Annotated in this window: 22 protein-coding genes and 1 pseudogene; 9 read left to right on the top strand and 14 right to left on the bottom strand. The window is 69.7% G+C overall.

Features of this window, described 5'->3' with window-relative positions; genetic code table 11:
• Positions 1-88: 88 nt before the first annotated feature.
• Entirely contained in the window at positions 89-766 is a 678-nt protein-coding gene (locus QOZ89_RS36915; RefSeq protein WP_312628539.1) for a hypothetical protein, read from the top strand.
• 152 nt (positions 767-918) lie between these two features.
• On the opposite strand, the gene QOZ89_RS36910 is transcribed toward QOZ89_RS36915, so the two are convergent.
• Complete coding sequence (locus tag QOZ89_RS36910; RefSeq protein ID WP_312628537.1) at positions 919-2,016, bottom strand: integrase core domain-containing protein; 1,098 nt, start codon at positions 2,014-2,016, stop codon at positions 919-921.
• Positions 2,017-2,746: 730 nt separating this feature from the next.
• Positions 2,747-5,098 (bottom strand): toll/interleukin-1 receptor domain-containing protein, encoded by a 2,352-nt coding sequence (locus QOZ89_RS36905; protein WP_312628535.1) that lies wholly within the window; start codon positions 5,096-5,098, stop codon positions 2,747-2,749.
• Positions 5,099-5,173: 75 nt separating this feature from the next.
• On the opposite strand from QOZ89_RS36905, the gene QOZ89_RS36900 reads away from it, so the two are divergent.
• The 3 genes from QOZ89_RS36900 (at position 5,174) to QOZ89_RS36890 (ending at position 7,481) form a co-directional block, all read left to right on the top strand.
• Positions 5,174-5,377: a response regulator transcription factor gene (locus QOZ89_RS36900; protein WP_241842387.1), complete on the top strand. Its 204-nt coding sequence runs from the start codon at positions 5,174-5,176 to the stop codon at positions 5,375-5,377.
• Positions 5,378-5,422: 45 nt separating this feature from the next.
• On the top strand, positions 5,423-6,700 hold the full coding sequence (locus QOZ89_RS36895) for an amidohydrolase family protein (protein ID WP_312628532.1): 1,278 nt from the start codon (positions 5,423-5,425) through the stop codon (positions 6,698-6,700).
• A gap of 172 nt (positions 6,701-6,872) precedes the next feature.
• On the top strand, positions 6,873-7,481 hold the full coding sequence (locus QOZ89_RS36890; RefSeq protein WP_312628530.1) for a hypothetical protein: 609 nt from the start codon (positions 6,873-6,875) through the stop codon (positions 7,479-7,481).
• A 748-nt stretch (positions 7,482-8,229) separates the two neighbouring features.
• On the opposite strand, the gene QOZ89_RS36885 is transcribed toward QOZ89_RS36890, so the two are convergent.
• Together QOZ89_RS36885 and QOZ89_RS36880 are read right to left on the bottom strand one after the other, a co-directional pair.
• Positions 8,230-8,658, bottom strand: a complete 429-nt coding sequence (locus QOZ89_RS36885) for an SgcJ/EcaC family oxidoreductase (RefSeq protein ID WP_071049529.1) — start codon at positions 8,656-8,658, stop codon at positions 8,230-8,232.
• Between the two features lie 181 nt (positions 8,659-8,839).
• Positions 8,840-8,962: a hypothetical protein gene (locus QOZ89_RS36880; protein WP_274536544.1), complete on the bottom strand. Its 123-nt coding sequence runs from the start codon at positions 8,960-8,962 to the stop codon at positions 8,840-8,842.
• An 80-nt stretch (positions 8,963-9,042) separates the two neighbouring features.
• On the opposite strand from QOZ89_RS36880, the gene QOZ89_RS36875 reads away from it, so the two are divergent.
• From QOZ89_RS36875 to QOZ89_RS36865, 3 genes are all read left to right on the top strand, one after another.
• A complete protein-coding gene (locus QOZ89_RS36875; RefSeq protein WP_312628525.1) occupies positions 9,043-9,468 on the top strand; it encodes a hypothetical protein in 426 nt (141 codons plus the stop codon).
• A gap of 53 nt (positions 9,469-9,521) precedes the next feature.
• Positions 9,522-9,944 (top strand): hypothetical protein, encoded by a 423-nt coding sequence (locus tag QOZ89_RS36870; RefSeq protein ID WP_071049533.1) that lies wholly within the window; start codon positions 9,522-9,524, stop codon positions 9,942-9,944.
• A gap of 66 nt (positions 9,945-10,010) precedes the next feature.
• A complete protein-coding gene (locus tag QOZ89_RS36865; RefSeq protein ID WP_274536545.1) occupies positions 10,011-10,325 on the top strand; it encodes a group II intron maturase-specific domain-containing protein in 315 nt (104 codons plus the stop codon).
• A 213-nt stretch (positions 10,326-10,538) separates the two neighbouring features.
• Here QOZ89_RS36865 and QOZ89_RS36860 read toward each other — a convergent pair whose 3' ends face one another.
• Positions 10,539-10,985: a winged helix-turn-helix transcriptional regulator gene (locus QOZ89_RS36860; RefSeq protein WP_198543289.1), complete on the bottom strand. Its 447-nt coding sequence runs from the start codon at positions 10,983-10,985 to the stop codon at positions 10,539-10,541.
• Between the two features lie 77 nt (positions 10,986-11,062).
• Here QOZ89_RS36860 and QOZ89_RS36855 point away from each other — a divergent pair, with 77 nt between their 5' ends.
• Positions 11,063-11,494: a nitroreductase/quinone reductase family protein gene (locus QOZ89_RS36855; protein ID WP_071049535.1), complete on the top strand. Its 432-nt coding sequence runs from the start codon at positions 11,063-11,065 to the stop codon at positions 11,492-11,494.
• A 160-nt stretch (positions 11,495-11,654) separates the two neighbouring features.
• Here the strand turns inward: QOZ89_RS36855 and QOZ89_RS36850 are convergent, their stop codons facing one another.
• The 9 genes and pseudogenes from QOZ89_RS36850 to QOZ89_RS36815 all read right to left on the bottom strand — a co-directional run bounded on the left by QOZ89_RS36850 (position 11,655) and on the right by QOZ89_RS36815 (position 17,884).
• Positions 11,655-11,957, bottom strand: a complete 303-nt coding sequence (locus QOZ89_RS36850; RefSeq protein WP_312628519.1) for a sigma-70 family RNA polymerase sigma factor family protein — start codon at positions 11,955-11,957, stop codon at positions 11,655-11,657.
• Positions 11,958-12,444: 487 nt separating this feature from the next.
• Positions 12,445-12,966 carry a hypothetical protein gene (locus tag QOZ89_RS36845; RefSeq protein ID WP_071049538.1) on the bottom strand — a complete coding sequence of 174 codons (522 nt, stop codon included), beginning with the start codon at positions 12,964-12,966 and terminating at the stop codon, positions 12,445-12,447.
• Positions 12,967-13,013: 47 nt separating this feature from the next.
• Positions 13,014-13,184 (bottom strand): annotated as a pseudogene (locus QOZ89_RS47825) (winged helix-turn-helix transcriptional regulator); the annotation flags it as partial.
• A 305-nt stretch (positions 13,185-13,489) separates the two neighbouring features.
• Positions 13,490-13,987 (bottom strand): GNAT family N-acetyltransferase, encoded by a 498-nt coding sequence (locus QOZ89_RS36840; protein ID WP_071049539.1) that lies wholly within the window; start codon positions 13,985-13,987, stop codon positions 13,490-13,492.
• An 83-nt stretch (positions 13,988-14,070) separates the two neighbouring features.
• Complete coding sequence (locus QOZ89_RS36835; protein ID WP_312628516.1) at positions 14,071-14,628, bottom strand: dihydrofolate reductase family protein; 558 nt, start codon at positions 14,626-14,628, stop codon at positions 14,071-14,073.
• A 29-nt stretch (positions 14,629-14,657) separates the two neighbouring features.
• Positions 14,658-15,029, bottom strand: coding sequence for a VOC family protein (locus tag QOZ89_RS36830; RefSeq protein WP_071049541.1), 372 nt, complete (start codon positions 15,027-15,029; stop codon positions 14,658-14,660).
• Positions 15,030-15,061: 32 nt separating this feature from the next.
• On the bottom strand, positions 15,062-15,931 hold the full coding sequence (locus QOZ89_RS36825) for a hypothetical protein (RefSeq protein WP_312628514.1): 870 nt from the start codon (positions 15,929-15,931) through the stop codon (positions 15,062-15,064).
• A gap of 76 nt (positions 15,932-16,007) precedes the next feature.
• Positions 16,008-16,784, bottom strand: coding sequence for an AraC family transcriptional regulator (locus tag QOZ89_RS36820; protein WP_312628512.1), 777 nt, complete (start codon positions 16,782-16,784; stop codon positions 16,008-16,010).
• A 215-nt stretch (positions 16,785-16,999) separates the two neighbouring features.
• On the bottom strand, positions 17,000-17,884 hold the full coding sequence (locus QOZ89_RS36815) for a helix-turn-helix domain-containing protein (protein WP_312628510.1): 885 nt from the start codon (positions 17,882-17,884) through the stop codon (positions 17,000-17,002).
• Between the two features lie 148 nt (positions 17,885-18,032).
• On the opposite strand from QOZ89_RS36815, the gene QOZ89_RS36810 reads away from it, so the two are divergent.
• Positions 18,033-18,791: SDR family oxidoreductase (locus QOZ89_RS36810; RefSeq protein WP_312628508.1), on the top strand; the 759-nt coding region annotated here is incomplete at its 3' end.

The following is an 18,791-nucleotide window of genomic DNA, read 5'->3' as shown; positions in this document are numbered from 1 at the left end:
GGTCACCGGGAAATCAACGCCCGTGGTGATCGGGCGGTGAGTACCGGGCGCTCTCCTGAGATCCACGACACCGAGGAGGGCGGCGCAGATGGTCGACATTTTCGCGGCGAGCCTGGCGGCCCGGCCCGCCTTCGCGTGGGACCGGGCCGGCAACCAGTACGTGCTCGACACGGACCCGGCGGTCATCGCCGGCCTACGCTCGGCCTGGGCGGCCGGCGACGACGTGACCGTGCCGCTGGCCGGCGCGCTGACCGTCGAGCGCCGTGTCGGATGCCTGGTCGTCCGGGACGTCGAGTCGGGGGCGCCGCTCGCGGACATCCTGGTCGGCGACGGGCAGCCGCTGGTCGTCCTTGCCTCCGGCCACCGCGCCAGCTGGTCGGTCCCGACCTGGCTGGTCTGGCAGTGCGGCTTCGTGACCGCTGGCGGGCCGGGCTCGCTGCCTGGGCGCAACCTCGTCCTGTTCGCCATGGACGGGACGGGCATCGTCACCGCCACGAGGTCGCCGGTCGTCCGACCGGCCGGGTACGGTCCCCGGCTCACTGAGGCCGAGCTGCTGCTCCTCGTCGGCTGGCTGTTCCTGATGGTCGGCCAAGGCGGCCCCCGGATGGCGCCGGTGCGCGAGGCGCTGGACGCCCGGGCATTCGCCCCGCACCTCGACCGACGGTCGCCCAGGCGGACCGGCCCCGGCGGCCGGTTGGCGGCACGGGGCCGGACCGCCCGCCGGGCCAGCTCGGCCGCGCCGTCCGAATACGCCGCCTCCAGGTGACCGGACACGAGGCGGCTGGAACATCAGGCGAATCTCGCGAGGTGGGCCACCCGTCGAATCGGGCGGCCTTCAGACTCGGGCGGGTCGCGCCGCACGGACGGTGACTCGCTGTCCCGACAAGCCTGTTCCTGCCGAAAAATGCGTCCGGGCTGTCAGGCGGCGTGTTCGTATTCGTGCAGGATGCCGGCGAGGCGGTCGCGTCTGCGGATGTCTAGGTGGGCGAGCCGGTCCGGGTCGGTGACCGGTTCGGGCAGCGGTTGGAGTGGCCGGGCATCGGCGATGCCCTGGTGTGGCCGGTGTCCGTTGTAGTGCGCCTCGTATTCGCGGAGCGCGTGCAGGAGGTGGCACTGGTTCCAGATCAAGGTGCGGTCGAGGAGCTCCCGGCGGCAGGTTCCTACCCACCGTTCCATGATCGCGTTCATGCGTGGGGCTCGGACACTGCTGCGTACGACTGTGATCCTGGCGTCGGCGAGGATCGCGTCGAACATCGCCGGGTATTTGCTGTCTCGGTCGCGGATGAGGTAGCGGGCGGTCATCCCGGCGTCGTGGAGGTCCATGGCGAGGTTGCGGGCGGCCTGGGTGACCCACGCGGCGGTGGGGTGCGCGGTGGCGCCGAGGACCCGGATGCGGCGGGTGGCGTGTTCGATCACGGCGAGGATGTAGAGACGCGTCCCGGTCAGGGTCACGGTCTCGAGGAAGTCGGCGGCGAGCAGGCCGTGGGCCTGGGAGCGTAGGAAGTCGGCCCAGGTGGTCGCAGTGCGGTCGGGTGCGGGGTCGATGCCTGCGGCGTGCAGGATCTCCCAGACCGTGGACGGGGCGACCTTGATGCCGAGGACCAGCAGTTCTCCGTGTATCCGCCGGTAGCCCCAGCTGTTGTTCTCCCGGGCCAGGCGCAGCACCAGGGCGCGGATCGAGCTCACGGTGCGGGGACGGCCGCGCCGCTTGGGACGGGCGGCGGCGGCGTGATGGCGCGCGATCAGGTCGCGGTGCCAGCGCAGCACGGTGTCCGGGCGCACCAGGAGTCGCAGGCGGCCAAGGGTTGGCCGCGGCAATGTGTGCGGGAGCGCCGCCAGCAGGGCGCGCTCGGCGGGCTGGAACTGGATCCGTTGGCCGTCGAGCTGACGTTGGAGTACCGCGATCTGGTGGCGCAGCGTGAGGATCTCGATGTCCTTGTCGCGATCACTGCGGGGCAGCAGGCATAGCAGCGCGAACGCGTTCGTGACACCGAGGTAGGTCAGTCGAACCAGCACGAACCGGCATCCTCGCGCAGCCACCGACGCGAGGAGCGAGGACCGGGCGCTGGAAGGGCCCACAGCCGGCAGCCGCGACTGCGACCGCCTGAGCAGGGCGGATCGCATTCTCGGCAGGAACAGCGCTGTGCCCGACGGCCGCCATCCTTGGCTTTGCAAGTGAGAACGGGATCTGGATCTGCCCGCTGGCAGCTGATAGACGCCGCTCACTCATGGTTATCGCGTCCCATATCGGTCTACCACGTTCCGTAACAGCCGTCATCGGGCACCCACTGGCTGCCAGCGGGCAGTCTCGGATGGCCGCCGGCAGGTCGGCGGCACTTCCCGAACCTGAGGGTTCGTATCCACAATCCGCCCCACTTGTAATCGGTGCGGTTTGGGGGTGCCGGGGGCTGCCTGGGGCCGTGGGGAGCCGTTTGGCGGCCCCGTCCGCGGGCCGGGCGGGCGCGACCCGCGCACCTGCGTCGGGCTGGGTGGGTGGTGCGGTAGGGGTCGTCGGGGGTGCGGCCGTCGGGCGCGGGTGTGGTCGGTGCGGAAGTGGGGCCGGGTGCGGCCCGGCGGGCGCCTGATCGGCGGGTGGTACGACACCGCCCCCGGGGCCGTGGTGGCCCCGGGGGCGGTGTGGGTAGGGCTATGTGGTCGGGGTGGTGGATCGGCGGGTTGTGTGCGTGGGAACCGGCCGGGCCGTCGCTCGGGTCATCGACTGGCTGCGCGACCGGTGTTTAGTTGGCTACTGGGAGCCGGAAGCGATCGAGCCGTCAGGGTTGAAGCCGAACCGCCGCAGCCGGTCGGCTTCGACGCTCCCACCGCGTTTAGCCAGCAGGCTGGCCAGCCTCTCGCCGACATAGAGATAGCCGGCGTCGACCCAGCGACGCAGCTCGTCGAGGTCCCCGCGCTCGGCCAGCACATCGGCGAGCCGCTGGGCGGCATAGGTATTGCCGTCGTCGGTCCAGCGACGCAGTTCGTCGAGGTCGTCGATGCGGTTGATCGTCCGCCGTCTTAGTAGCAATAAGGCATGCCCGTCGCCCATGCCTTCGATGAAAGCTCGCAGTGTGTCGTCGTCGTAACGGTCGTAGTGGTCGATGTTAATCTTGGCGAGGCTCATGGCGGCGTAGGGATTGTTGCCGCTGCGGGCTTGGCGGCACAGCTCGTCGAAGTCCTCCTCGGCCAGCACGTCAGTGAGCTGTTGGGCCGCGAAAGGATCGCCGGTGTCGGCTCGGCGGCGTAGCTCGTCGAGGTCGCCGCGTTCGGCCAGCACGTCGGCGAGCCGCCGCATGGCATACCCAAGGTCGAGGTGGGGCCGGCGACGCAGCTCGTCAAGATCGCCGCGTTCGACTAGGTCGTCGACAAAGAGCCGATCCAACGTATGTGCGGCGAAAGAATCACCGGTGTCGGCTCGGCGGCGTAGCCCGTCGAGGTCGCGGCGTTCGGCCAGCACGTCGGCGAGCCGCGCGGAGGCATGAATGTCGCCGGCGTCGGCGGCGGCGCGGTAGAGAGGGATGGCGATGCCGTAAAGCAGCCTGGCCAAGGCGCTGTCGGCAAGTCGGGTGCAGTCGGCGGCGTCATTGACGTGCTCGACGAGGGCGCTCCAGGTGCTAGCCGGGACACGGTCGAAACGGCGAACCGCGGTGACGTGTTGGAAGAGGTAGTCGGCGACGGTGTAGCCGGCGACCTGGCCCATACTGCCGGAGGCGACCGGTGTCAGGGCGGCGGTCGCCCCATGCAGTGTGCGGGTGGCGTAGTCCAGGGCCTGTTCGAACCAGCCGGCGGGGGCTTCGGCCTGCTGGCGGGGAGTGCAGTAGTCCACGGCCGCTCGGCGTAGCAGGTCCGCGGGCAGCGGCGCGCGGAGGGCGCCGAGCCGGGCCGCGTCCAGCGCCGCGGTCAGCACCGCCCATGCATACGGGTGGGCGGTTTTGGCGTCGTCCCAGCGGGCGACCAGATGGGGGGCGGCGGCCAATGTCTGCGTCAGCCCGTAGCCGCGCGAGTCCAACGCCACTCGCAGTCGGCGATCCCCTGCCGCCGCCTTCTCGGCGCGGGTCTGCTCGGCCGCGCTGAAGTCTGGGGCGACGCGGACCACGTCGGCCAGGTCGAGCACTTCCCGCTCTCGTGCCCGGGGGTCCGCGCCGCCCGAAGGTAGGGCGGTGTAGGTGGCGTACCGACCCGGCCACAGTGTGCCCACGATTACCACCGGGCCGGGGGCGGCGAGCAGCGCCCGCACCGTCCCGCCGGTCAGGCCGTTCTCGCCGTCGAGGTGGCGCTGGATCTCGTCCAGCCATACCACCGTCCGGCCCGGCACCCGGCCAACCAGGGCGGCCACCTCCCTCGGGCCGGCGGGATGGACCAGCCACCAGTCCGCCGGCAGCGCCCCGAGGGCCTCGTAGGCGCAGCGGGTCTTGCCCACTGACGACCCGCCGACCAGCAGCACGAACCCGCCCCGCCCGGCCGCGGCCCGCAGCCGGGCCCGCACCCCGAACTCGGCAGTGTCGACGTCACGCAGCACGTACTCCGGTGGAGCGTCGTCGGGAACCCCAGCCACGCTGATCGCCGGATGGACTCCCAACCGGCGCGGGTCGGCGTCGCCTACCCGGACCGCGCCGGGTGGACGGGACGAGGGGAACCTCGGCGGTGCCACGCTGCCGCCCGGCTCCGTGGAGATGGCAGGGAACGCAGGCGACTTCGCTGGTTTCCTCCGCTGGTTGGCCGTGGCCGCCAGTAGCTGGTCCCGGGCCGCATCGTGGTCGAGGCCGAATAGGTCGACGGTGACCAGCTGGCGCAGCAGCCCAGGTCGGTCGCAGTCTTCGACACGGAAGACCAGAAGGCGCCGCATCTCCCCGGACGGGTCGGCGCCCCAGGCGGCCTGCCACTCCGCTTCGGCGTGGTCGGACCGCTGGTAGGCGGTCGACAACACGGCTATCGTCCGTTCCGCCGCCTGGGAGGCCCGGTGCATCTCGGTGACGAAGTGCGCGCCAGGGCCGAAGTCCCAGGCTTGGATCAGGGTGGTGTGGCCGGTCGCCTCCAGCTGCCAGGCGATCCATTCCGCCCAGGCCAGGTCCGCGCCGGTGTAGGAAATAAAGTAGTCCACCCGGTTTCCAGCCTTGGGCTGCGTGTCGGACCGGCCTGCCCCCGTGATCATGCCGACAGGCTGCCAGAAACATGGGTGTCCGGGGAGCGCAGGCGCAGGTTTGCAGCCCAAGGGCTCACCAGCCGCCAGATCGCGGCGGCCGCTCACATCACCGCACGGACCGCGGAAAATCACGTCCAGAACATCCTCGGCAAGCTCGGGTTCACCAACCGGGCTCAGATCGCCGCCTGGGTCGCCGCCGGCCAGCCGTGGCAGGAGATAAGTACCGCGACTGAGTAATTGCCTGGACGCGGCCGGACGGGTGGCGGCCGCATGCTGCCGGGCATGACCACAACCGCTACCGAGCGCGACAGGCTCACCGTCCTGCGCGCCGCCTGGCTGTATGACGGGACCAGTTCGACCCTGACCGCCGATCCGACGGTCGTCCTCGACGGCGCAACGATCGTCGCGGTCGACGCGGGGACCGGCGCGCCCGACGGGGTCCACCGGCTCGACGGGGCCACGGTCGTCGACCTCGCCGGCGCTACGCTGCTGCCCGGTTTGATCGACACCCACGTTCACCTGGCCTTCGACGCGAGCGAGGACCCGGTCGGCAACCTCGCCCGCCGCGACGACGCCGCCGCCCTCGTAGCGATGGCCGCCGCCGCCCGGCGCGCCGCCCGCGGCGGGGTGACCACGGTGCGCGACCTCGGTGACCGCGGCTACCTCAGCCTCGCCCTGCGTGCCGCCGCCAGCTCCGACTCGTCGCTGCCGACCATCGTCGCCGCCGGACCACCCATCACCACGCCCGGCGGGCACTGCCACTACCTCGGCGGCGCGGCGACCGGCGTCGACGGGATACGCGCAGCCGTCCGGGCGCACGCCGAGGCCGGCGTCGACGTCATCAAGATCATGGCAAGTGGCGGAAACCTGACCCCTGGCAGCCGGCCCGAGCTAGCGCAGTTCGGACCGGACGATCTGCGGGCCGCCGTCGAGGAGGCCCACCGCCACAGCCTGCCGATCACGGCCCACGCCCACGGCACCCAGGCCGTCGCCGACGCGGTCGCGGCCGGCGTCGACGGCCTCGAGCACGTCACCTTCATGACCGCCCACGGCGTGGACCCGCCCCCCGACGAACTGGTCGCGACGATCGCCGACCGGCGCATCATGCTCGGCATCACCCGGGGGGTAGCTCCGGTTCCCGGAGCGACGATGCCGCCCGCGATAGCCGCCCGCCTGCCGGCCTTGATCGCGAACGCCCGCCGGCTCTATGAGTCCGGAGCGCCGATCACCGTCGGAACCGACGCCGGCATTGGCCTGCTCAAGCCACCTGACGTGCTGCGCTGGGCCGTCGGCCAGCTCACCGAGATCGGTGCGACTCCCGCCCAGGCGCTGCGCGCCGTCACCTCTCACGCCGCCGCCGTCTGCCGCCTCGGCCATCGCAAGGGCCGGCTCACGCCCGGCTACGACGCCGACATCCTCGCCGTCGACGGCAACCCCCTGACCGACCCCGCGGCGTTGCACCGCATCCGCGCCGTCTACGTCCGAGGACATCGCGTCACAGATGTGGGCACGCCGAGCCTGCCACACCCGGCCACCGGCTCCGACCCCGCAATCCGTTGACACCCAAGTGGAACAACGGCAGACGACCACCCACGCCGAACGCTCGACACGGTCTTCCCTCCGGACCGGAGCCGGGTCGAGCCACATCAGCACGCAGGCTGCTGCCAACCAGAGCGGCGGCGCATCCCGACAGCCGACCAGGTCCGAACGACCGACGATTTCGGAGGACACCATGACCATGGCCGCCACTCACGCCCCGTCCACCGCCGCACGCGCCCAGGCCGCCCAGGTCGCCGTCGTCGCGGGCGGCCTGATCGGCGCGGTCGGCGCCGCCGCCTACATCTCCAGCTTCGCCCTGCTGTCCGACCTCACCGGCCGGGAAGCGGTACGCAGCCCGCTCTGTGTCACCGCCAACATGCTCATGGCGCTAGGTTTCGCCGTCGTCGCCCTGGCTCTGCCCGCCCTCGCCGCGCACACCCGGCTACCCCGCTGGGCGCTGCTCACCGCCGCCGCCGCCTGCCTGTCCATCGCCGCCGTCGCCTGGGGGGTGGCGACCTTCGGCGTGGAGGCCACCCGGCTGGCCACCGACGCCCAGTGGGACCACCCGGGCGCCTTCGTACTCGTGGCCCACCTCCCCAAGATGCTGATCGGCGCGGCCGGTTTCGCCGCCCTCGCCGTCACCAGCTGGCGGCGCCGGGCGGCGCCACGAGTCGCCTGCCTGCTACTCGGGCTCACCGCCGCAGTCGCGCTACTCCTGCCGCCCCACCAGCCCACCGCCCTCCTCGCCGGCCTCGGCCTCGCCTGGCTCGTCCGCACCGCCCGTCCCCACCCCGAAACCTGACCCGCCCACCCACTTACGACGCCACCACCGGGCCGGCCGCAGGCGGGAATCGTCCCCGCCCGCGGTACGGGTGATACGCACCGGCGGGCCCGACCCGGCCGCGAAGGTAGAGGTGGGTGCGCCGCGGGGGGCCGCACCCACCTCGATCGTCCAGGGATCCGGGGCGCGGCCTGCGCCGCGACGAAACGGAACCGCGCAGGCCGCTGCCTGGGGCAAGGAAGCACTGGCCCAGCCCGCCGCCTTCGGCACCGGCGGGCTCGACGTATACCTGACGCCTGAGAAACGACCGAGTCCGCGACCGATGATCTACAGAGTCTCGCTGACACATGACACCCGGAAAGCGCCGCGCGCCGGCCACGACCGACAGCGGGATCGTCGGGATACTCGCGGGTCCACGCGCGTAGCCACCGGACGACGCGCAGCGCCTCGTGGACCCGCAGGAAGCTTTGGCTGGCGGCGAGCAGAGCGGCAGCGTCGCCCCCGCCGGTTTCGGACAAACCGGTCAAGCGCCGCACCGGTCTCCTGGCTCCGACGGCCACCGCGCGGAAGCCGGCCTGCTCGACGAGCGCGCGCAGCAGGACGTGTGTCGCGGCAACCAACTCCCTGGCCGAGCGCACTGACGAGGCCAGACCCACCACTCGCGCCCTTGACAGGGACTGGGGCAGGTCAAGCGGCGGACCCGCGGGATCGAGCGACAGAGGCCGTGCGTGCCATTTGACCCATCTCCTGACTTCTGGGGTAGTCGCGATCACGCCGGTGCCTCGACGATCGGAGTGTTCTGCGCGGCGGCCAGCCACCACCGGCCGTCCCGCTCGACCAGGGTGTACAGGGCCATCTCGGAGAACCCGTCGCCATCGCGTGCTCGCCGACGGATCTGCGCGATCGCGACACCGGGCGCCGGGGCGCGCACCGCGACGACCTGGAATTCTGAGGGCGGCGCGGTCCCGGCTTCCATAAGTCGACGATGCACGCCGATCAACGTGTCGAAGCCAGTCAGGGTGGCGCCGTAGGGGCTGCCCCACAGCACGTCCGCGGCGAAGGACCGATCGTAGGTGTCGGCGTCGGCGTCGTCCAAGCCCTCCTGCAAGTCGGCCGCGAGACGTGCCACGGCAGCCTCGGCCGCGGCGTGTGCCACCTGGTCGTTGTCTAGCACCGGCCGCATCTCGATTCGACCCATGATCTCCTCCTCCACGGGGGCTTGCGTGGGAGACTAGGAGTTCAACCGAACTTGAGGTCAAGGCTCCGGCGATCGATCACTGCACCAACGAACCGGGCCCTGCCCGCGCTCTCGGCACCTCGCATGATGATCAGCCCGGGTGCTGACAGTGCCGACCCGGCGGTGTTCATGCTGCGCACTGCTACCCGGCGACCGGCGTACTCGCTCCCAGGTAGAGGTCGAATCCCCATCGTGCGCCCACCATCGTGGGAAACGGTTCGACGCGGACGTCGGCGCCTTCATGGGGAGCGTCGACCATCGGCACGCAGCCCTCTTTGCCAGGCTGATGTGAGACACCCCGTGCGAGTGTGGGGTTCCTGATCGAGGGCGGGATGGGAGATCCTCATGGTCGTGTCCACCTCGCCTGACCGGCCGGCGCGGTCGCCGGGTCCTGGTGATTCAGCGCCGCGGCCGTCGCGGCGGACGTTCAGCGTCGAGTACAAGCTGGCGATCGTCGCGGAGTACGAGAACGCGGCGAACGGCGAGAAAGGCGCGATCCTGCGCCGGGAAGGTTTGTATTCGTCGCACATCATCGAGTGGACCCTGGCTCGGGACGCCGGCGGGCTGACCCGCGCTGGCGCGGCGCCGTCGGACCGGCCCAGGAAGTCAGCCGAGCAGGTCGAGCTGGAGAAACTCCGCCGGCAGAACGAGAAGCTGACGTCCGAGCTGGCGAGAACGCGGATGGCGTTGGACATCATGGGCAAAGCGCGCGCGCTCTTGGAGGAGATCTCCGAGAGCGCGGAACGCGACGATCCACCGACGAGGTCCTGACCGGCGCGTTCACCGAGCTGCGAGCGGCGGGGATCGCGGTCCGGACCTCGTGTGTGCTGACGGGTATCTCGCGGGCCAGCCACTATCGGCATGCCGCCGGCGCGGGCCGGCGACACGGCCCCTGGCTGCCACGCACCCCGCCGCCCGCCGCGCTGAGCGGGTCCGAACGGGCCCGGGTCCTTCAGCTGCTGGCCAGCCCGGCCTACGCCGATCTCGCGATCCCCCAGGTCTGGGCCCGGGAGCTCGACGACGGCCGCTACTGGTGCTCGATGTCGACGATGTACCGGATCGCGCGAGCCGCCGGCCAGGTGTCCGAACGCCGCCGCCAGGCCATCCATCCACCCCGCGTCCGCCCCGAGCTGGTCGCCCACGGTCCCAGCGAGGTGTGGTCGTGGGATATCGAGCGCCACGAGGCGCAATCAACCGGACGGGGGAGAAAGACCTTCGTCATCATTTCGTCGCAGCGGAATGGTTGAAGCAGGGGGCAGCCTGAGCCGGGAGACGCCGGCAAGGGTGGACAGCAGCCCCGACAACGCGGGGACGTGTCAGCACTACCGGATGATGCGGGTCCCGCAAGCGAGGCGGGAAGGTGGACGAGAGGAACCAGCGCGGTAAAGCCCCTCAAGAGCGACCACCAGCCCAAACCCGGTGGATATGGGGGCTGGCTGGAATATTTCACCATGTTCTACCCGTCTGTGGTGATCCCCATCGGTGTGCGCATCGATCGCCATCTCATGCGCTGGGCAAAGAGGAAATACAAACGACTGAAACGTAGCGACCGCAGGGCGTGGGCGTGGCTCGGGGGAGTCCGGGAACGGTCCCCTGGCCTGTTCGCGCACTGGGCGCTGCGGTACTGACCGCCCCGTAGGGCGGTGCGGACGCCGACGGTTCGGGCCAACCATCCAGGGAGGAGCCACGACAATCGGCGACCAATCGGGCACCGCTCGTGATGTGCAGCAGGAGCCGGGCGAGTCTACTTCACGCCCGGATCTGCGAGGGCCGGGGGCTGGGATGCCCCCGGCTACTCGACCAGATCCAGTTTTCAGGAAGCTGCGACACCCCCCCAATGATCACCGCAGCGGTGTGACCTCGGTGTCCGCGGCGTGTAGCGGCTCGCCGCAGTGAGAGCAGCGGATTTCGGCGGTTGTGAGGTGGTTGCACCGGCGGTGGTGGAGCAGGGCGGGCGGTCCGGCGTCTGATGTCGTCCACTGGTCTCCCCAGGCGCTGATGGCGAGCAGGATGTCGCACAGCTGCCATCCCTTGGCGGTCAGGATGTAGTCGAACCGCTCCGGCCGGTGGGCGTAGGCGCGCTTGACCACGATTTCGTCGTCGAGCAGCCGGCTGAGGCGCAGGGTGAGGACCTTGCGGGAGACGCCGAGATGGGCGTTCAGGGCATCGAACCGGGTGACTCCGATGAACAGGTCACGCAGGATCAGGGCGGTCCACGGCTCGCCCAGCACGGCCATGGTGCGGGCGATCGAGCAGTCGATGGTCTCGAACGAGGTTCGCGGCGGCACCCTTGCAGCATATGTCAGTTGCTTGGAGAGACTCGCTCGTAGTACGGTCAATTTCTTCGAGATACTCTGGAGGTGTAGTGCCGTCCGTGCCATCCGACGAGGAGTTCCTGGCCTACAACCAGGGCGTCATCAGCGAGTTCCGCGCCAACCACGGCGTGGTCAGCCAGCCGCCGTTCCCGATCCTGCTCCTGACCACGACCGGGGCGCGGACCGGACGGCCGGCGACCGTGCCGCTCGGGTTCGCGGTCGACGGCGACGGACGGGTATTCGTGATGGCCTCCAAGGCGGGCGCCCCGAGGCATCCGGCCTGGTTCCACAACCTGCGGGCCAACCCGTCGGTGACGGTGGAACTCGGCGAAGGGTCCTTCCCGGCCCGGGCCGTCGTCACGGCGGGCGAGGAGCGCGACCGGCTCTACGGCCTGGTCTCCGACGGCGCCTCCGAATACGAGAAGAACACCGACCGCGTCTTCCCGGTCATCGTCCTCGAAGGCGTCCCCGCCCCCGCCTGACCGCCTCACGCGGCACGATGAAGGCCCCCCGTCCTGTACCGGCACCGGCCGTGCGGCCACGTCGCCCCCGCCGCCCCGCGCTGGGAGCACTGCGACCAGCCCATCCGCGCGGACTCCACCGACGTGCTGCCCGGGCCCGTCGCGGCCACGGACGCCGAGGTCAGTCCCTGATGCGGACCCGGTCCCCGGCCCCTGCGCGCGCCGGCACCGACGCCGGGAAGCCGAACGCGGTGACGAGGCCGGGGTCGCCAAAGGCGGTGATCGCCGTGACGCCGCCGACGCCCCGCGGTGAGCACGACGAACCCCGTACGGCAGGTACCGGCCGCCCGTCCCGGTAGTAGACGACGGATGCCGGCTGCCCGTTGGCCCGGGTCGGGAACATCCGCCAATGGCCGGGTGAGCCCATGACGTGCGTCGCCAGGTACGGCAGGCAGGTCCCGATGCCCGCGTACCAGGTGCGCAACGGCGGCGCCTCAGCGTCGCGTCCTGGCGCAGCAGCAGTCGAACCCGGGGTCGCCGTTGCCACCCCACACGTACGGCTTTCCGATCTGCGCGCAGGCGAACGCCACGGCCGCCAGCGCAGCGCTACTGAAATCATCGGTTCCGAACTGAAGCGTTGACTGAAAAGTAGGGCACGCTACTGAACTGTTCGGCGTCGGTTCAGAGTACTTGTCAACCGCACCTGAAGGTTTCAGTCGTGCGGCGCTGTTAGCTGGGCACTGAAATCTTGGCGTGCGCCCGTGTGAACGCTTACTTGCGCAGTGGATCTTTCAGTCAGGTGTTCGGTCCGCATGCTTCACCGGCCGCGCCGGGTCGCGGCCATCGTGCTCGATCGTGGACGTCTGGGGCTCAGGTCGGCGACTGAGCGCCGAACTCTCGCTCGCTGGCGAGCCCGGGCTCGCCGTTTGAGATTGGCTCTCGAGGACGTTCGGGCGTCGTAGGTCGCGACGCTATCCGCTGGGCGGGTGGCTTCGGTGGGCTGGCGTGCTCGCGGGCGGTGCTTGCGCTGTTGGGGTGGGCTGCGCCCGTAGTCGGGTGAGCAGATTGGCGGGTCGGCCTGGGTAGGCGGTGGCCAGCAGCATGCGGTCCCATGCGTCGGCGGGTCCGGTCACCTCGACGTGGCCGTCGCGGCGGCCGCGGTCCCAGGTTGTTTCTCCGGCGACCCAGCGGTGCATGAACGCCCGCGTGGTGCGCAGGACCAGGGCGGGGTCGGGTGTGGAGCCGGTTTCGACCGTCAGGCGGGTGCGGTCGATCCGCAGCGAGTAGACGTCGCTGTCGAGGTGCCACTCGTAGGCCTCGGCCAGCGGCAGGTCTGCGGGTACCGCGTAGGACAGGTCGTACTCGGCGGCAGGTGTGTCACCGTCGGCGGCGGGTGGCAGGAGCTCGTCCAGGCCCCACTGGCGGAACTCGGCCAGGGCGGGGCCGAGGCGCCGTCCCCGGTCGGTGAGGCGGTAGAGGACACCTGCACCCACGGCGCCGGGACACGCTCGACGATCGCGTGGGACTCGAGGCGGCGAAGCCGTTCGGCCAGCACGTTCGACCCGATCCCGGGTAGCCGCGAGCGCAGTTCGGTGTAGCGGCGGGGGGCGTGCAGCAGCTCCTGGACGATCACCAGGGTCCAGCGTTCCCCGACGAGGTCGAGGGCGCGGGCGAGCGAGCAGAAGCGGCTGTACCCGTTCCAGGCCGGCATCCCACGATGGTATGCCGCTTGCGGCGATCCAAGAGACTTCGGTACTGTTCCAGTACTTCAATCTCTTATCGAGATAACGCGGATGGGGATCCTGTGAAGTTTTCCTCGAGCGAGAGCAGCTCGACGACGGCGGCTGGGACTTCGACTCCCTGCGCTGTTCCGCCGGCCGGGCGACTCGTCCCCAGGCTTCTCACTCGAGTCCCGTCGGCTCGCGACGCCGCCACACAGGCATGGGAGGACTTCCCCCGATCAGCCGACTGACGCGAACTCCTCAGCCAAGTACACCTATGCGACGCGGTTGCCGCTCAGGGCATCCGCGCGTTGGAGTAGTGGGGCCGCTGGAATGGGTAGTCCTCGGTCGCCCACTGTTGCAGCGCTTCGTGCACCTTGGCGTAGTAGCCGGCCTGGTGGGCCTTCGGCGTGACCCACCAGCTGACGTCGACGTCGTGCTGGGCCAGGTCTGGCGTCAAGGGCTGTCTCACTCCCATCGGGTAGAGGTAGGCGCAGCCGACATAGCCAAGACCATCTGCTCGGAGGATGAAGCTGAAGGACTTGTTGTCGCGGAACTCGCACTCGTGCCAGTACTCATCGACGATAATCTCTTCCTCGGTCACGGCCTCTGTGGGCCATGAACCGCCGCGGGTCTCGCGAATCAAATCGAGGCTCGCATTGATGCCGAGCACGTCCTCGGCGACATCGTCCCGAGTGATCGCACGCGCGACGACGTCGTCGTACCGCAGCACCCTCGGTGGCACGAAGCCTAACGGCAGCACCAGCTTCCGGGCGTACGGCGTCAGGTCCATCGTCACTCCTCCGGAACGTGAATGGGTGGCGCGGCAGACTCAGGCTAGTGGGCCGGGCGGGTGCGATCACGGCCCTCGGGGTGTCAGCCAGCGGCGGTCACGCGGTAGTCGAGGATGACGATCCCCGACTCCAAGGGCGTGCATCGATCGAGGGTGCACTTGGTGGTGGGGAGCTCTCTATACAGGAGGTCCGCGGGACCGCCCCGGCCGAGGAGGATCGGATGCAGCCAGAGCCGGAGGCGGTTCAGGAGGCCTGCGGACAGCAATACCTGGGTTAGGGCACCGAAGCCGAACTGCACCACGTTGCCCTCTGCCTCGTTCCGCAGTTGGGTGACGTACTCCACGACATCACCGGTGATCAGGTGAGTGTTGTTCCAGGTCGGTGAGGTAAGCGTGGTGGACGCGACGTACTTGGGCATCGCGTTCATCTTGTCGGCCAGCGGGTTCCCCGACATGGTCGGCCAGACCGCTGCGAAGCCGTCGTAGGTGTGTCTGCCCATGATCACGGCGGAGGATCCGAGGACGAGGTCGGTCTGGATCTTGTTGCCCTCGGGACCGAAGCCGCCCATCTCGGGCCAGGTCTCGGGGTGCTCGATGACGCCGTCGAGGGTGAGGTAGGTCGAGTTGATGATCTCGCTCATGAGTGGCCAGTTCTCCTGGTTCTGGGCGGTCAGTGGTGCGCGTTCGGGTGGGGGGCCGGTCCCCATACGCCCAGCTCGTTGCCGCAGGGGTCGGTGAAGTGGAAGCGACGTCCACCCGGGAAGTCGTAGGGCTCGACCAGGACGGTTCCGCCTGCGGCGAGGACGGCGCGGAGGGTGTCGTCGAGGTCGTCGGAGTAGATCAGGACCAGGGGTTGCGTCGGACCGTCTGTGGCCAGTCCTCCAGCTTCGGGTCCCTCGGGGTCCGGGCCACGGATGCCGGTGTACTCGGGTCCGTAGTCGTTGAACTGCCAGCCGAAGGCTTGGGTGTAGAAGGATCGGGCCATCTCCTGGCGTGGCGCCGGGAGCTCGACATAGTCGATGGCGTGGTGGTGATGCGACATGGAGGTCTCCTCGTCTCTGTCAGCGTCGTGTCTCAGGCGGTCGGGGCGACCTGAACGCGGTCATGGTCGTGGAGGCGCTGGAGGGTGCTGACGGTGATGCTGCCGCGCCAGTCGAGCGCCTGTCCCGGTGACCAGTGCAGCCAGTCGAAGTCCCAGGCTCCGTCGTCGAGCTGGTCGGTCTCGAGTCGGTCTAGGTCAGCGGCGATCTGCTCGGTGCTGAACAGACCCCGGCTCCGGGTTCCTGGTTGCGGTGAGAGGTCGAGTGGGGTGACCCGCTCGCCTTCGATCCCTCCCGGGACCGGGATGCAGCCGTCCGCGTCCAGAAGCGGTTTGAGACGCTCGATGGCGGCGCACGCACGGTCGTGGTCGGGTACGGCGTCGAGGAACCGCAGCGCGAACACCACCGTGTAGGTGTGGGGGCGCTCCGCCTGCTCGAGTTCCTGCCAGCACCAGGCAGTAGCGCGCTCCAGCCACGCCGGTCGCACCGTCGTTGCCCACAGCGCCCCGGCCAGGGCGAAGGTCAAGAACGTGGGCCCACCCGGGTTGATGAACGGAGCGTGTGGATACCCGGCGCCGGACGCGCTCATCTGAGGCAGGGTGCCTTCCGGTGACGAGGCGGTGGCGATCCAGTCCGCTGCGGCCTCGATGACCGGGTGGTCGGTGACATCGACCTGGAGCAACGTCTCGAGAGCCAACAGGGCTGCGGACGGCTCGCTGCCGGGTGCTCTCATGTCCGGCTCCAGTGCGTGCCCGAAGCCGCCGTCCGGGTTCTGGTAGGTCCGCAGAACCTCTACGACGACGTCGGCCGACGCCTCGCCCAGCAGATGCTCAAGCCGGCGTCGGTCGAGCAGCCGGGCGTTGGCGTAGACGAACTGCTTCGCTGCCTGAAGGTCGGTGCTCATGACTCCATACCTTGCCCCGCCTGGCACGCACGACTCTTGTACCAATCGGCCACAGGCGACGGAGTGAAGTGGAGGCTCAGCCGGCCGTGATCAGGTCCGTTACCTCGCGCAACACGCGATCCCCATGCCAGCTAGCGGGGTCACCCCGCTCCTCGCGCAGGCGGTGCGGAGTCGCCCCAGTCAGACGCTTGAGCGCATGAGTCATGTGCGCCTGGTCGGTGAATCCCGCCTCAACGGCAGCCGTGGCGAGCGGGTGGTCTTCGCGGTCCAACAGGGGCAGCACCCGGTGCAGGCGACCGACCTGCGCCAACTCGCGGGGCGACAGACCGGTCAGCTGCCGCGTCGTGCGACGCGCCTGCCTCTCCGAGACCCCGATGCGGCGTCCCGTGTGCTCGACCAGGCTGCTCGGGGCAGTCAGCAGCCCCTTGACCAGGTCGATCTGCCACGGCGACGTGTCCACCGCGCGCCAGCACGCCGGCACGCGGCCATGCCACACGGCCTCGGCCACCGCCCGGGCCATTCGGCTCCCGAGCAGATCCTCCAGCGAGATCACCTGGTCACGCAGGTCGCTCGCGGTGGTTCGGAACAGCAGCGGGATCGCCCAGGGCTGCAGACGGAGCCCCCGCAACGAGGTCGATGCATCGAGTTCATGCCGATGAGGGATCATCGTGGGTCCCACCAGGACCGCACTCCCCGACTGATCGACAACCACATCCGCACAGGCGTCCGGCAGGACGGTGGCGCTCGCACCCCGTCGCACCGACCCGAGGCGCCTCCACGTGCATCGGAACACGTCGTGCATCTGGGCGGCAAACTCGGCGTAGCCCGCCTGGTCTGCGTGATCGGCGCCCACACCACGCTCCTTCACCCGTCACGAGGAGACCGACAGCATGTGTCGGCACCTCTTGACGTTAGCCACTCGTCCGGCGCCGAGCGAGACGGCGTCGAAGGCGGAGGCAGCCGACCTAAACCCCGGCTGCCTGGAGTCCTTGCTTTGATCGTCTGGTAGGCCGGAAGCATTTCGCGTTGATTGACTGGATGTGCTCGCCGCCTGGGGAGGACTGGTGGTTAGGTCTCTTGCGTCGGGCTGGCGCTGTCGGCATCTATGTCGGTGGCGCGTCCGACGGGGCGGTGTTGCTGATCGGCTGCGATCGTGGCCAACAGTGTCAGTGCTTCGGCGGAGCGGCTACCCGGTTCAGCTTGATAGACCGTCAGCATCTGGCGGTCGGCGCCGGCGAGGTGGAACTTGTCGTAGTGCAGTTCCAGCTCACCGACCTGAGGGTGTTGCATTCGGTGGACACCGGTGCCGACGTGGGGTTTGACGTCGTGACGTGCCCACAGTCGACGAAAGTCAGCGCTCTTGAGGGAGAGCTCGCCGATGAGGTCGGTGAGCTGCGGGTCATCGACGTCGGGGCCGACCGAGGCCCGCAGAGCGGAGACCACGTTCTCCAGCCTGACCTCGGGGTCGCAGAAGAGGTCGCTCACCGCGGAGTCGAGGAATGCCGCGCGGAGGATGTTGTGGCCGGGTGTGTACATCGGCGATAGAGCCGTCATCAGCGGGTTCGCCGCCAACACGTCCAGGAAGCGGCCCTGGACGAAGGCGGGGTTGGCGGGCCAGGAGTTGAGCAGTTGTCGCACGCTGGGACTGACTTGTTCGGATCGGCGGGCCCGTCGCCGACGGGCGGTGGTCGGGGTGGCCAGCTCGTGCAGGTGGGCGGTGGCGTCGGTGTCCAGGCGCAGCGCGCGGGCGATCGCGTCGAGGACCTGCGCGGACGGGTGGTGATCGCTGCCCTGTTCCAGTCGGGTGTAGTACTCGGTGCTGATGCCGGCCAGCAGAGCGAGCTCGTCACGGCGGAGGCCGGCAACGCGGCGCCGCCCGCTGTCGGGGATGCCGACCTCGTCCGGTCGGACCAGTTCCCGGCGGGCCCGCAGGTACTCACCGATGCTGTTCACGCTCACACCACGACGGTAGGCCCGCGCGCACGTCCTAGCCTGCCCCCAGCGGGGCACCCCTCGACGGGAGTATGGCTACCCCCGCTGAACCAGGCCGATGCTGCCGGATGAGAAGGCGAACCGCCTCCATTCGACAGGGAGACAACTCATGGCACAGCGCGCATGGTTCATCACGGGCGTCAACAGCGGATTCGGCCGCGAGATGACCGAACAGCTACTCGAGTGTGGCGACCGGGTAGCCGGAACGGTCCGCAACCTCGGCTCGGTGCGCGACCTCACGGACAAGTACGGCGACCGTTTCTGGTCCGCCCACCTGGACGTCACGGACACCTCCGAGATTCGCACGGTCGTCGACGCGGCATTCAGCGCCTTCGGCACGATCGACGTCGTCATCAACAACGCGGGCTATGGCCTGTTTGGGGCGGCCGAGGAGTTCACTGACGAGCAGGTCGTCCACGAGATCGGCACCAACCTGCTGGGCTCAATCCAGGTCGTGCGCAGCGCACTGCCGCACCTTCGCGCGCAGCAGCACGCCCGTATCATCCAGATCTCCACGTTCGGCGGGCAGGCCGCCCTTCCCGGCGGGTCGATGTATCACGCCAGCAAGTGGGGCATCGAGGGTTTCAGCGAGGCACTGATGGCCGAGCTGGCCCCCTTCAACATCGGCGTCACCATCATCGAGCCGGGCGGCGCCCGCACCGGCTTCCGACACGGCAGTGCCCAGCTCGCCCCGGCGCTGGACGCCTACGCCGGCACACCAGCCGCGTTCGTCCGCGGCATGCTCGCCGATCAAACCCATCTATCTCCGGGGGACCCGGCCAAGATGGCGACGATCATCATCGGCAGCGTGGACACGACTCCGGCACCCAGGCGGATCGTGTTGGGCAGCGACTCCTACCAGATCATT

Source organism: Pseudofrankia coriaricola (assembly GCF_032027725.1).
Taxonomy (GTDB): domain Bacteria; phylum Actinomycetota; class Actinomycetes; order Frankiales; family Frankiaceae; genus Pseudofrankia.
Note: the sequence above shows the minus strand (reverse complement) of the source record. Positions and strands in the feature narration are given on the sequence as shown.

Excerpts from the sequence above, each read along its gene's own strand:
- QOZ89_RS36915 (WP_312628539.1), top strand. The coding sequence starts at position 89 with ATGGTCGACATTTTCGCGGCGAGCCTGGCGGCCCGGCCCGCCTTCGCG.
- QOZ89_RS36895 (WP_312628532.1), top strand. The coding sequence starts at position 5,423 with ATGACCACAACCGCTACCGAGCGCGACAGGCTCACCGTCCTGCGCGCC.
- QOZ89_RS36890 (WP_312628530.1), top strand. The coding sequence starts at position 6,873 with ATGACCATGGCCGCCACTCACGCCCCGTCCACCGCCGCACGCGCCCAG.
- QOZ89_RS36885 (WP_071049529.1), bottom strand. The coding sequence starts at position 8,658 with ATGGGTCGAATCGAGATGCGGCCGGTGCTAGACAACGACCAGGTGGCA.
- QOZ89_RS36875 (WP_312628525.1), top strand. The coding sequence starts at position 9,043 with ATGGTCGTGTCCACCTCGCCTGACCGGCCGGCGCGGTCGCCGGGTCCT.
- QOZ89_RS36840 (WP_071049539.1), bottom strand. The coding sequence starts at position 13,987 with ATGGACCTGACGCCGTACGCCCGGAAGCTGGTGCTGCCGTTAGGCTTC.
- QOZ89_RS36835 (WP_312628516.1), bottom strand. The coding sequence starts at position 14,628 with ATGAGCGAGATCATCAACTCGACCTACCTCACCCTCGACGGCGTCATC.
- QOZ89_RS36830 (WP_071049541.1), bottom strand. The coding sequence starts at position 15,029 with ATGTCGCATCACCACCACGCCATCGACTATGTCGAGCTCCCGGCGCCA.
- QOZ89_RS36825 (WP_312628514.1), bottom strand. The coding sequence starts at position 15,931 with ATGAGCACCGACCTTCAGGCAGCGAAGCAGTTCGTCTACGCCAACGCC.